The following is a 12260-nucleotide window of genomic DNA, read 5'->3' as shown; positions in this document are numbered from 1 at the left end:
GCTCAGCATGATCGCTCGCATCCGCAAGTCCATGGAGGAGAAGGACCAGGGCTTCACCCTGATCGAGCTCCTCGTCGTCATGATCATCATCGGCATCCTCGCGGCCATCGCGATCCCGGTGTTCCTCAACCAGCGCAAGAAGGCCGAGGACTCGGCGGCCAAGGCGGACGTGTCGACCATCGGCAAGGAGGTCGCCACGTACTACGTCGACAACGCCGACGACGCGACGCTGACGGTCGAGGACTCGACCGGCCGCTACGTCCTGTCCGGCGCTGGAGTCGCATCGGGCAGCGGTGACCTGGGCAAGGTCTCGAACAACGTCGAGCTCGACGGGTCGACCGACCTCGGCACCTCCGACGACTGGTGCGTCGCTGTCGTCAACGACAAGGGCGACAAGGCCGTCGACGGCTTCAAGTACTCCGCCAAGGGCGGCCTCGAAGAGGGCACCTGCTGATCTGAACTGATCACCGAGAAAGGGCGGGAGCTTCGGCTCCCGTCCTTTTCTCGGCGTTCCGACGTCCGATATCCGTGCAATGTCCGGATCGCTGCGGATGGGGCCTTGATATCACCCTTTCTGCCTATTCCCACGCGTTCCCACGTGCGGTTCGATGGGGCAGCGGTCGCCGGGCAGGCGGCCCGGAGGAAGGTTCACCATGAACGCTCGTGGGCTGCGCAACCGCGGCCTCGCGCACGCGGGCCCGAGGCGCGCGTCCGGCGACGACGGCTTCTCGATGATCGAGCTGACGGTCGCGATGCTCGTGCTCGGCATCCTCTCGATGGTCGTCGTCGGGATCGTCCTGCAGAGCCAGTCGATGAGCGAGTCGAACCGCAGCCGCATCGCCGCCGCCAACCTCGCGGCGCGCGAGCTCGACATCGTGCGCGAGGAGTTCTCCCGGGACTCCGGCGCTCCGGTCGAGGTGGCCGACGAGGGCACGGTCACCAACCCGCACCCGCTCGCGGGGCAGGCCGCCGGCCAGCCGCTCACCGTGGACGGCACGGCGTACACGGTGCGCCGCACGAGCGCGTGGAACCTCACCGGGCACGGCGACTCCGCGTGCGAGGGCGGATCGCTCGTCAACTACCCGACGCTCCGCGTCGCGGTCCGCGTGACCTGGGACGGCATGGGCACCGTCGCCCCGGTCACCACGGTCGCGGCGCTCGCGCCGCGCAAGGACGACAAGGTGCTCGGCACCACCGGGTTCGTGGCGGTCAAGGTGACGACGTCGCGCGGGCTGCCCAACCCGGGCCGGACGGTCGTCGTGTTCTCGACGACCGAGTCGCGGGTCGGGATTACCGATGCCTCCGGGTGCGCGGTCGTCCAGGTGAACCCCGGGGCCTCGGGGACGATGTACTCGGCCCGGCTGTCCGACGCCGGGTACGTGGACGTGGCCGGCAACCCCGAGCCGGTGCAGCCCGTCGGCCTCGTCGAGCGCGGGAAGCTCAACAACAACGCGAGCTTCGCGTACGACGCGGCCATGTCGTTGCGCCTCCGGTTCGTCGACGCCGCGGGCGACCTGGTCGCGGACAGCGTCGTCGACGGGCAGCCGTACACCCTCGTCGCCGCCGAGTACGCGGGCGCCTCCGGCGCCCGGCTGCTCGTGGCCGACGACGCGATCGTCCGGCTGGACGGCCTCTGGCCCACGCAGTACGGCGCGTTCTTCGGCACGACGGCTCCGGCGGGGGGCTACGCGACGGTGTCGCCGGGCGGCCCCGGGCTGCCGACGATCGACGTGGTGGTGCCGACGCCATGATCGGACGCCTCCACCGGGACGAGCGCGGCACCTCGCTGGCCGAGCTGCTCATCGGCATGACGATCTTCACGATCCTCATGGCCGCGGTGACCACGCTCGCCATCGGGTACCAGCGGGTCAACGCGGAGAGCGTAGCCCGGCAGGACCAGGTCGACGTCGCGCGGACGGCGTCCGAGCGACTGACCAAGGTGGTCCGCACGGTCGTCAAGCCCAGCCAGCTGATCAGCTGCGTCACCGCGACCTGCTCGGACATCGACGCCTTCGTGAGCGCGTCGTCCACGTCGATGAAGTTCTACGCGAACCTCGACAACGCGGGCAACGTCGTCGGCCCGCGTCAGGTGACGTACGTCGTCCAGCCGACCGGACCCGGCACGGCACGCCTCGTCGAGCGGGTCCAGCGGCCCGACTCGTCGACGCCGGGCACGAACGGCTACACCTACTGCGACGCGCTGGCCGCCGGGGCGAGCGCCGCGTGCCGGTCGCGCATGACCACCGCGACCCTCGTGGAGGGGGTACGGACCGACGGTCCCGCGCCGCTCTTCGCGTACTACGACAACGAGGGCGACCTCATGTCCACCGGCGCGGGGGGCAGCCTCACGTCGGCGCAGATCGACCAGGTGCTCTCGATCGAGCTGACCCTGCGGGTCCGCGCCGACGACGCCCGCTCGACCGGGGCGACGACCTACATCCAGCGCATCCTGCTGCCGAACTCGCAGGCTGTGCTCCGCCCAGGGGAGGACGAATGAGACCGGTCGGCCCGAGGCCTGCCGCGCAGCGGCCGGAGCAGCCCCGTCGTCCCGAGCAGGCGCCGCGCCGGATCTGCGGCATGCGCCGACCCGCGGACGACGAGACGGGCTCGATCCTCGTGGTCGTCGTGGGCACCATGCTCATCCTCGGCGCGCTCGCGATGACGGGGCTGGCGTACACCGTGAGCAGCCAGCGGTTCGCCCGCTACGACCAGGACTACAGCGCGGCGATGGCGGCCGCGCAGTCGGGCGTCGACGACTTCATCAGCAGGATCAACCAGATGGACGCGTACGGGTACACGCCGGACTGCACCAACCTGGCGTGGCGCGGCCCGATGGCGGCGGGCAGCAACTCGTGCGGGTGGAACACCTCGACGTCCGCCGGGTGGCTCCCGGTCGAGCCGGGGGAGACCAAGGAGCGCGCGCCGCACTTCCACTACGAGGTGGACAGCTCGCGGCGCACGCAGGGGACCTACCGGCTCGTCGTCACGGGGCGGGCGAACGGCGTGTTCCGCACGATCGACACGACGGTCGGGAAGGGCGGGTCGACCGACTACGTCTACTACACCGACTTCGAGTCGGCGGACCCCAACAACGTCCAGGCGTACGGCGACGGCGGTACGACCAGGGTCGCCTGCGGGCGGGACGGCAGCCGCAGCGCCTCCTACTGGCACTCGTCCCCGAGCCGCTCCGGCGCGGGCTGCACCGAGATCACCTTCATCGGCGGCGACGTCCTGGACGGCGAGGTCTTCACCAACGACACGATCTACGGGAGCATGGGCAGCGGGAGAAAGCCCGAGTTCCAGAAGCAGGTGTGGACCGCCGACCCCCGGTGCGCGACGGCGACGGCCGCGTCGAGCACCTGGGAGTCGCGCTGCCTGCGGTCCGGGAGCGTCGCCGACTTCAGCGGCATCCAGCCGAAGTACCACGACCCCCTCTACCTGCCCGACAACTCGGGCATCTTCGCGACCACGCCGGGCTGCCACTACTTCGGGTCCACGCGCGTCGTGTTCAAGGCCAACGGGACCATGACGGTCTGGAACAAGACGAGCGTCAACGGGGGACGCGCGCCCGTCGCGGACGGGGTACCGGGCGGCTCCGCGCCGAGCTGCGGCACGCTCGCGGCGCTCAACAGCACCTCCGGGGCGACGGTCGCGGTACCGACCGACATGGTGATCTACGTGGACCACTCGGGCACGGCCAACCGGCAGTGCTACGGAGGCGAGCTCGGCGGACCGTCGGGTCAGACGCTCCCCGTCGGGACGTTCAGCGCCACGCTCGCCACGCACCCGACGTCCAGCTCGACGTACACGGCCGACGAGAACATGCTCGAGCTCACGAAGCAGTGCGGGCAGGGCAACCTCTACGCCGAGGGCGTCCTCAACGGGCGGGTCACGCTCGCGTCGGCGCAGTCGATCGTCGTCACCGGCGACCTGGTGCTCGCAGGCGGCACGGTCACCGGCACCGACCTGCTCGGGCTCGTCGCCACGAACTCGGTCGAGGTGTTCCACCCGCGGCAGGGCACGATGCGGACGCAGGGCGTCTGCACGCGCTACTACGCCGACGGCACCTGCCGGACCCGGAGCACCTCGACGTTCGAGTGGAAGGACCAGCTCGAGAGCGTCGGCGAGGTGAGCGGCTGGCCGCGCCGCTACAAGGAGCCGGGCTCCAGCGTCAACGTGCCCTCGGACGGCATCCAGATCGCCGGCTCGATCCAGACCCTGCTGCACTCCTTCTACGTGCAGAAGTACAGCGTCGGGGGCAGTGCCGGCACGCTGCTGGTGAACGGCTCCATCGCCCAGCGCTGGCGCGGCATCGTCGGGCAGGGGAGCAACGGCTACACCAAGCTGTACCGCTACGACAACCGGCTGCAGTTCGCCACGCCGCCGTACTTCCCGAAGTGGGCGAACGCGAAGTACACGCTGCGCTACTCCGGTGAGGTGAACACACCCAACGGGATCCGCTCCTGACGTCGGATTCGGACCCCGCCGTCGCTTTCGCCCGTCTCGCGAGCCGAGACGGGCGCAAGCGACGCGCGCCGCGCCCTCAGGGTGGGGCCGCCGCGCGCCGATGAGATGGTCGACGGACCACGCCGGACCGGCCGTGGGAGCGCGTTCATCGGGTTGGGAGGCTTGGTGCGGATCGACGATCGTCCTCGCACGGGCGACGAGTCCGGCTTCACCTTGATGGAGCTGCTCGTCGCCATGATGATCATCGGCGGCGTCCTGCTCGGCCTAGCCGCGGTGCAGACGTCGGCGCTGGTCTCGACCGCGCAGACCCGCCAGCGGACGCTCGGCACGGCCGTGACCAACCAGGTGATGGAGCAGCTGCGCGCGCTGCCCTGGAACACCCTCAACAAGGGTCTGCGCACCGGGTTCGTCGGCGCGGCCGGCGGCGACCCGAACGTCGACGGCACGCGCCTGCGGCCCGCGGTGGGCGACGACGGGATCGACGAGGCCCTGGTGACGAGCTCCGACCAGGCGACGACCATGGCTCCGCTCTCCGGCGCCGGCGGGAGCAACCTCACCCGGACGCGGAACCCGGAAGCGCCCGGGATCGTGTTCACGTCGCGGTCGTACGTCTCGCGGCCCGCCGACGGCACCGCCGTCCTCTCCCTCACGGTCATCACCACCTGGCGCGCGAACCAGAGCTCCGAGGACCGGTTCGTCGTCCTGCGCTCCGCGGCGTACGCGCCCCAGGGCGGCTGCGGCGACCCCGACAACCAGCCGTTCCTCGGCGCGTGCCAGGCGCTCTTCTCCGCGAGTGCCGGCGGGACGGGACCGGAGATCACGGTGACGGCCGCCGCCGGCGGCGCCGCCGGTGACCCCGTCGTCGACGCGACCACCCCCATCCTGCCCGGCACGAGCGCGACCGTCGCGTCCCTGCGCGTCGCCCAGACGGGCGTCGGCATCGCGGCGCAGCAGTCGTCGACGGCGGAGGCGACGGTGCTGCACTCCGGCGGCACGCTCACGGCCGCGTCGGACCCCGCGGCGGCCGAGTCGACCGGCGCCTCGAGCTCGTCGCTCGAGGCCTCCAACGACCTGGGCTCCGTCGGTGCCGCTCCCGCGGACCCGGCGCCCGTGACGTCGACCGGCGTGGCATCGTCGCTCAGCCTCGGGCAGGGCGACCTCACGATGCTCCTGCAGCCGGGCGGTGGCGACCAGGCGACGGTGCGGGCCTCGACCGTCACGTCGTGCGCCACCGGGATCGCCAACGGCGAGCCCTGCGCGTCGACGACCGCGCGGACCAACGCCCCGACGAGCGTGACCGCGTCCGTCCGCAGCGGGACCTTCGCGGTGGCGACGGTCGGGAGCTCCGCGAGCACGACGACCTTCGGGGGTCGCTTCACGAAGACAGCGGGGACCACGGCGACCGGGTGCACGAGCCTGACCGGGGCCGGGTGCGTGGCCGCGGGTGTCTCACGGTCGCTCGGCACGGTGACCCTGGGCGGTGGCTCCTGGACGGGTGGCGCCGCCAGCAGCGGCCTCATCGTCGTGAACAACTACACCGACAGCACCCGGGTGGAGCGAGGTGCGTCGCAGCCGGCAGCGACGCCGGTCACGACCCGGACGGGCTCGATCCGGTACTGGAACGGCTCGTCGTACTCGACGCTCACGCTCGGCACAGGCACGTCGTCGTCCAAGATCACCGGCTCGGTGAGCTGGACCGGGGGCGGCTACACCGTGACCGCGTCGGGCAGCGTCCTGGTGACGCCCGCCTCGACCCTCGTCACGGCGGCCGACGCAGGCTGCGCGGGGGAGGGGTGCTCGCTCTCGTCGGAGACCGGGCTGGTCACGATCTCGGTGCGCTACCGCATGGAGGGCCCGAGCGGCGTGCACTCGTTCGTGGTCGCGACGACGCTCGGCGGCGCGCGCGCGGCGGCCGGCTACAAGGCGGCGCCCAGTGCGTGAGGCGATGCGGCGGATCCGGGCCGCGCAGGCGTCCGAGGAGCGCGGGTTCACGCTCGTGGAGCTCATCGTCGTGATGTCGATCTTCACGGGGCTGCTGGCGATCGTGTTCGGGATCATGCTGCAGATGTCCCGGCAGACGAAGGACAACCTCGCGCGGACCGAGGCGGCGGACCAGGCGCGGATCGGCCTCATGCAGATCGACCGGCAGGTGCGGTCCGGCAACGTGATCTCGGACCCCGAGCAGGAGTCGTCGAGCGAGTCGGGCGCGGACCGGTACTACTCGCTGCGGGTCTACACGCAGACGGACGGCGTCTTCCAGTGCGTGCAGTGGCGGGTCGTCTTCCCGTCGGGCAGCGACTTCGGCCAGCTCGAGTACCGGTCGTGGAAGCCCAGCTGGCAGGCGACGGGCGGTGTGGAGGCGTGGCGCGTGGTCGCGCACGACGTCGTCCGGCCGAGCGCGGCCTTCGACGAGGACGACCCCTCGACCTGGCCGCCGTTCTTCGTCGAGCCGAACCAGGCCGAGAGCTCGTCCAACGCGCAGACGATCCGCGTGACGCTGCGCGTCAAGGACCCCGAGCAGAGCGAGGGCTCCCGGCCCGCGACGGTGACGTCGACGCTCACGGGGCGCAACACGATCTACGGCTACCCGGCTGACACGTGCAGCCCCGTCCCGGCGCCCTGACCAGGAGGATTCTCATGCGAGCGATTCGAGGCCGGCTGGCCGCAGCGGGAGACGAGCGCGGGAGCGTGCTCGTCGCCGCCGTCGCGGTCGCGCTCATCGGCGCGATGCTCGCGGCGGTCGTCGTGGCGAACGTCATCGCGGCGTCGCGCGCCTCCGGCGTGGACCGCGCGCGCTCGAGCGAGGTGCACGCGGCCGAGGGGCTGATCGACGACGTGTACCTCCAGCTGGAGACGACGACGCCCTGCCGGTACCCGGCGAGCGGCACCGTGGACGCCGGCGCGGCGCCCTCGCAGATCGACGCGAGCGCGACGATCGCCTACTACGACAAGGACGGCAACAAGCTCACGTGCGCCTCGGGCACCGTGACCGGTGCGCCGGTGACCGCCGTCGTGACCTCCACCGCCGAGGACGAGAGCGGCCGCTCGCGGACGATGCAGTCCAAGATCGTCCTGACCCCCAGCGTCGTCTCCGGTCGTGGCTCGGCCATCTTCGCCGCCAACAGCATCATGACCACGAACGCGTTCACCGTGACGACGACGCTGCCGGACGAGAAGGCCGACGTGTGGGTCGACTCGGGTGACGTCAACTGCAACTCGGGTGTCAAGATCGACGGCAGCCTGATCGTGGCGAACGGCGGCGTGCGGATGTCCGGCGCCTGCCGGGTGACCGGGGACCTGTGGAGCAAGAACTACGTCGAGATCTCGCAGGCGCAGAGCGCCGGGCTCGCGAGCATCGGCGGCTCGCTGTACGCGACCGCGAACGCCGCGATGAACTCGGGCGTGAAGATCGGCAAGGACATCATGCTGACCGGGTCGTTGACGACCTGGGGTGGTCCCAGCTCGATCCAGGTCGGTGGCGTGAGGCGGACGGGCCTGGCGACCTCGCAGATCCCGGTCTACGTCCCGAAGGGGCTTCCCGAGGTGCTGTACCGGCCGCAGGACTGGACGGGGTTCGTCACGTCGGGCGACCGCGCGGCGGCCTACCAGCAGTGGGTGCGCACCAACGCGGCCGCGAACAGCGCGCCGTCGTGGGCCGCCTCCCGGGCGACGACGGGCGGGACCCAGCTCCAGTGCACGGTGGCCGGGGCGAGCTACGACCTCAACGGGCCGCTGCTCGGCCCGGCGGTGCCCACGTTGTTCGACACGCGCTTCTGCAACCAGACGACCTTCCAGAACGGCGTGAACCTGCAGCTCCGGGCCGACCTCGTGATCTTCGCGAAGGACTTCTACTCCACCGGCAACTTCTCGGTGACGTCGAAGGACGGCAACGAGCACAAGCTGTGGATCATCGTGCCGGACGCCAACGCGAACGGGGTCGCGGAGTGCTCGGGCGGCATCGGCAACATCAAGGGCGACTCCGGCAGCCTCGCGGTCTCGCCGATCACGCTCTTCCTGTACACGCCGTGCACGATCGACACCAACAACAGCACGAACCTGTCGGGACAGCTCTACGGTGGCACCGTCAACCTGCGCAACGCGCTGACCGTCAACTACGTGCCGATCGGGATCCCGGGGGTCGACCTGCCGTCGGCGGACACGACGACGGCGGGCTACCGCGTGGACGTGGTCTACAAGCGCGAGATCGGAACCCCCTGAGCGCATGACCGCAGCACTCGTCGTCCTCGTCGGTCTCCTCGGCCTGGCGATCGGCTCGTTCCTCAACGTCGTGGTCTGGCGCGTCCCGCGCGGCGAGTCCGTGGTGCGGCCGCCGTCGGCCTGCCCCCGCTGCGGTCACCTGATCCGGGGCCGGGACAACGTGCCCGTGCTGTCCTGGCTCGTGCTCCGCGGGCGGTGCCGGGACTGCGGCGAGCCGATCTCGCCGCGGTACCCCGCGGTCGAGCTCGTCACGGGCGTGCTGTTCGGCCTGACCGCCTGGTGGGCCGGACCGTCCTGGGTGCTGCCGGCGCTGCTGTACCTGGTGGCGGTGGCGGTCGCCCTGACGCTCATCGACATCGACACCCACAAGCTGCCCAACGCGATCGTGCTCCCGTCCTACCCCGTGGCGCTGGTGCTGCTCGCCCTGGCGAGCGCCGACCCGGGCGGTGCCGCCGACTGGGGTGCGCTGGTGCGCGCGGTGATCGGGGGAGCGGCGATGTACGCCGTCTACTTCCTGACGGTCCTGGTGTACCCCGCCGGGATGGGCTTCGGTGACGTGAAGCTGGCGGGCGTCCTCGGTCTCTACCTCGGCTGGTTCGGCTGGGGGTCGCTGGTGCTGGGCTGGTTCGGCGCCTTCCTCTTCGGCGGCGTCTACGCGATCGGCCTCATGGTCGCCGGTCGTGCGGGCCGCAAGCAGGGCATCCCCTTCGGGCCCTGGATGCTGCTCGGCGCCCTGTTCGGGATCGTCGCGGGCGAGCAGCTCTGGTCCTGGTACCTCGGCGGCCTGTGACCTGCGGGGCGGCCGATCGCGCCGCCCGGGCCAGGAGCGACGGCTTCGTCGGTTCCCCTCAAGTCGGGATGGATCGCTCCCGATACGACAGGTGAATCCGAACGTCCGGCTCCGCACGAAGGGACACCCGTGGCCAACACACGTGTCATCGGCCTCGACATCGGCTCGTCCGCGGTTCGCGCGGCCGAGCTCGAGTTCGGTGCCGGAGGACCCAACGGCAAGAACCCCCCGACCCTGGTGCGCTACGGCGAGGTCCCCGTCCCGCTCGGGTCGGTCCGGGACGGCGAGGTCATCCAGCCCGAGAGCGTCGCGACCGCCCTGCGTCAGCTGTGGTCCCAGGCGAAGTTCGAGTCGAAGGACGTCGTCCTGGGCGTCGGGAACCAGCGCGTGCTCGTCCGTGAGCTCGACCTGCCCTGGATGCCGCTCGCCCAGATCAAGGAGTCGCTCCCGTACCAGGTCGGCGAGATGCTGCCGATGGCGACGGACGACGCCCTGCTCGACTTCTACCCGACGGCCGAGCTGGACACCTCGCAGGGTCGGCAGGCGCGTGGACTGCTCGTCGCGGCGCAGCGCGACACGGTCACGGCGAACGTGCTGGCCGTCGAGGCCGCGGGCCTGCACCCCCAGATGGTCGACCTGAACGCGTTCGCGCTCCTGCGGGCTCTCGCCCGCGGCGACCTCGCGAACGCGACCGCCGCGTTCGTCGACATCGGCGCGACCATCACGACCGTCGTGATCGCGTCGCGCGGCGTGCCCCGCCTGGTCCGGTCGCTGCCCTCGGGCGGGCAGCACGTCACCAACGCCCTCGCCACCGCGCGCAGCATCTCCGGCCCCGAGGCCGAGGCGCTGAAGCGGGAGATCGGCATCGGCTACGCGGTGCCGGCCGACCGTCAGGACGCGGCGGAGGCGATCTCCCACGTCGTGCGCGGGCTGGTCGAGTCCGTCCGCAACACGTTCGTCTACTACACGGGCAACAACCCCGGCGCGGGCGTCGACGTCGTCGTCCTGACCGGTGGCGGGTCGCACCTGCCGGGGCTGGGGCAGTACCTGTCGAGCGCGAGCCGACTCCCCGTCACGCTCGGAGACCCGCTCGCGGGCCTCCGGACGGGCAAGTCCGCTCGGCGTGACCAGCTCACGGGCCGCGAGTCGTGCGTGGCCCTCCCCGTCGGACTTGCTTACGGAGTTGCCGCATGAGCGCGCTGCTGGAGCGTCCCCGCACCAAGACCAAGACCAAGGGCGCGGGACCGTCGATCGTCGGCACGAGCCTGCCGCAGGTGAACCTGCTCCCGCCCGAGGTGCGCGCTGCGCGCGGCCTGCGGCGGACCAAGCGTCTGCTCGCCCTCGTCCTGCTCGGCACCGTCGCGCTGTGCGCGCTCGCCTGGGTCTTCTCGCTGTTCGAGGTGAGCACCGCCGAGTCGGATCTCGAGACCGCCCAGGCGGAGACCACCCGGATCCAGGGGCAGCTCGCCGATCCCAAGTACGCCGAGGTGCCGCTGGTGCTCGGCGCGCTCGAGGCGAACGAGAAGGCGCTCCCCATGGCGATGGCGACCGACGTGAACTGGTCGGAGTACATCGACGCGATCGCGGCGGTCCTGCCGGAGGGCGCGAGCATCGACAACTTCACCGTGGCCTACGCGACGCCCATGTCGGGCGCGCCGGAGCCGACGGACCCGCTCCAGGGCCCGAGCCTGGGCCAGATCGCCTTCACGGGCCGGTCGGTGACCGTCCCCGACACGGCGGAGTGGCTCAAGGCGCTCAACTCCGTGCCGGGCTTCCAGGACGCGTGGCTCGCCTCCGCTGCGGTGACCGGGGACGAGGAGAACGGCGACTACTACGCGTTCTCGTCGACCGTCCAGGTCTCCGAGCAGGCGCTCACCCACGACTACGAGCCGGAGGACGCCGACGCAGCGGCCGCGGACGAGTCGGCCGACGACGAGAGCACGGAGGACTGAGCATGGGCGCCAGCAAGAAGCGCACCTGGATCGGCGGGACGGCGTTCGTCGCGGTCCTGCTCGCGGTCGCCGCGTGGTTCCTCCTCGTGTCGCCGAACCTGTCCAAGGCCTCGGAGACGCGCGCGGAGACCGAGGCGGCGGAGTCCTTCAACCAGGTCCTCGGCCTCAAGCTCACCAAGCTGAAGTCGGACTTCGGCAAGCTCGAGGACTACAAGGCGGAGCTCGCGGAGCGCGAGAAGCAGATCCCGAGCACGGCCGATCTCGAGAGCTACCTCGACGGCCTCGACGCCATCGCCGTCCGCCGCGACGTGACGATCACCGCGGTCACCGCCGGCACGCCCGAGGAGTTCCTGCTCGCGGAGGTCGCAGAGCCGGAGCCCGAGCCGTCGGCGGAGGACGAGTCCGAGAGCGAGTCGGAGGACGAGTCCGGCAGCGCGGCGGAGGAGGACGAGGACGAGGGCCCGAAGGTGCCGCTCGGACTGACGGCGATCCCGGTCTCCGTCACGGTCATCGGCACGTACGAGGACACGATGGCCTTCCTCGACGACGTCCACAAGAGGAACCCGCGGGTGTTCCTGGTGTCCGGTCTGACGGGCACCTCGCAGAAGGCGAGCGACGGCTCCAGCGGCAAGCCCGCCACCGAGGAGGGCGACCAGGAGCTGGCCATCACCGGCTACATCTACACGCTCCCGAACGACGTCGACCGGGGTGACGACGAGCCCACGGACGAGCCGGGCCGGCTTCCGTCGAACGACGGCAAGAACCCCCTGCTCCCGGTCACGGGGGCCTGACGGGTCGACGACGACGCCACGACGACGGTGGGCGCCCGCGGT

Annotated in this window: 11 protein-coding genes; all 11 read left to right on the top strand. The window is 71.3% G+C overall.

The genetic code is table 11. The features are described from left to right. The first annotated feature begins 7 nt into the window (after window positions 1-7). The 11 genes from KIN34_RS13030 (at window position 8) to KIN34_RS12980 (ending at window position 12218) form a co-directional block, all read left to right on the top strand. A complete protein-coding gene (locus KIN34_RS13030; RefSeq protein WP_214351284.1) occupies window positions 8-454 on the top strand; it encodes a type II secretion system protein in 447 nt (148 codons plus the stop codon). 199 nt (window positions 455-653) lie between these two features. Further along, a complete protein-coding gene (locus KIN34_RS13025; RefSeq protein ID WP_214351281.1) occupies window positions 654-1751 on the top strand; it encodes a type IV pilus modification PilV family protein in 1098 nt (365 codons plus the stop codon). After that, complete coding sequence (locus KIN34_RS13020) at window positions 1748-2497, top strand: PilW family protein (RefSeq protein WP_214351278.1); 750 nt, start codon at window positions 1748-1750, stop codon at window positions 2495-2497. Before KIN34_RS13025 ends, KIN34_RS13020 begins: the two co-directional genes overlap by 4 nt. An 80-nt stretch (window positions 2498-2577) precedes the next feature. Continuing rightward, entirely contained in the window at window positions 2578-4467 is a 1890-nt protein-coding gene (locus tag KIN34_RS13015; RefSeq protein WP_214351275.1) for a hypothetical protein, read from the top strand. Between the two features lie 165 nt (window positions 4468-4632). Next, entirely contained in the window at window positions 4633-6408 is a 1776-nt protein-coding gene (locus tag KIN34_RS13010) for a prepilin-type N-terminal cleavage/methylation domain-containing protein (RefSeq protein WP_214351272.1), read from the top strand. A gap of 4 nt (window positions 6409-6412) precedes the next feature. Beyond that, window positions 6413-7090: a PulJ/GspJ family protein gene (locus KIN34_RS13005; RefSeq protein WP_214351269.1), complete on the top strand. Its 678-nt coding sequence runs from the start codon at window positions 6413-6415 to the stop codon at window positions 7088-7090. 14 nt (window positions 7091-7104) lie between these two features. Further along, window positions 7105-8685 (top strand): hypothetical protein, encoded by a 1581-nt coding sequence (locus KIN34_RS13000; protein WP_214351266.1) that lies wholly within the window; start codon window positions 7105-7107, stop codon window positions 8683-8685. Window positions 8686-8689: 4 nt separating this feature from the next. Further along, window positions 8690-9475, top strand: a complete 786-nt coding sequence (locus tag KIN34_RS12995; protein WP_214351263.1) for a prepilin peptidase — start codon at window positions 8690-8692, stop codon at window positions 9473-9475. A gap of 129 nt (window positions 9476-9604) precedes the next feature. Next, complete coding sequence (gene pilM / locus KIN34_RS12990; RefSeq protein ID WP_214351260.1) at window positions 9605-10669, top strand: type IV pilus assembly protein PilM; 1065 nt, start codon at window positions 9605-9607, stop codon at window positions 10667-10669. Continuing rightward, window positions 10666-11427: a PilN domain-containing protein gene (locus KIN34_RS12985; RefSeq protein WP_214351257.1), complete on the top strand. Its 762-nt coding sequence runs from the start codon at window positions 10666-10668 to the stop codon at window positions 11425-11427. The genes pilM and KIN34_RS12985 overlap by 4 nt, the downstream gene beginning before the upstream one ends. Before the next feature lie 2 nt (window positions 11428-11429). Further along, the gene (locus KIN34_RS12980; RefSeq protein ID WP_214351254.1) at window positions 11430-12218 is read left to right on the top strand and encodes a hypothetical protein; all 789 of its coding nucleotides are present in this window, start codon (window positions 11430-11432) and stop codon (window positions 12216-12218) included. Window positions 12219-12260 lie beyond the last annotated feature (42 nt).

The organism is Cellulomonas fulva (genome assembly GCF_018531375.1).
Classification (GTDB): Bacteria; Actinomycetota; Actinomycetes; order Actinomycetales; family Cellulomonadaceae; genus Cellulomonas; species Cellulomonas fulva.
This window is presented reverse-complemented; position numbering and strand designations above follow the sequence as displayed.

Bases quoted from the DNA above. Each gene is read 5' to 3' on its own strand.
- KIN34_RS13020 (WP_214351278.1), top strand. From the start codon at position 1,748: ATGATCGGACGCCTCCACCGGGACGAGCGCGGCACCTCGCTGGCCGAG.
- KIN34_RS13005 (WP_214351269.1), top strand. From the start codon at position 6,413: ATGCGGCGGATCCGGGCCGCGCAGGCGTCCGAGGAGCGCGGGTTCACG.
- KIN34_RS13025 (WP_214351281.1), top strand. From the start codon at position 654: ATGAACGCTCGTGGGCTGCGCAACCGCGGCCTCGCGCACGCGGGCCCG.
- KIN34_RS13030 (WP_214351284.1), top strand. From the start codon at position 8: ATGATCGCTCGCATCCGCAAGTCCATGGAGGAGAAGGACCAGGGCTTC.
- KIN34_RS13000 (WP_214351266.1), top strand. From the start codon at position 7,105: ATGCGAGCGATTCGAGGCCGGCTGGCCGCAGCGGGAGACGAGCGCGGG.
- KIN34_RS12985 (WP_214351257.1), top strand. From the start codon at position 10,666: ATGAGCGCGCTGCTGGAGCGTCCCCGCACCAAGACCAAGACCAAGGGC.
- KIN34_RS12980 (WP_214351254.1), top strand. From the start codon at position 11,430: ATGGGCGCCAGCAAGAAGCGCACCTGGATCGGCGGGACGGCGTTCGTC.
- KIN34_RS13015 (WP_214351275.1), top strand. From the start codon at position 2,578: ATGCGCCGACCCGCGGACGACGAGACGGGCTCGATCCTCGTGGTCGTC.
- KIN34_RS12995 (WP_214351263.1), top strand. From the start codon at position 8,690: ATGACCGCAGCACTCGTCGTCCTCGTCGGTCTCCTCGGCCTGGCGATC.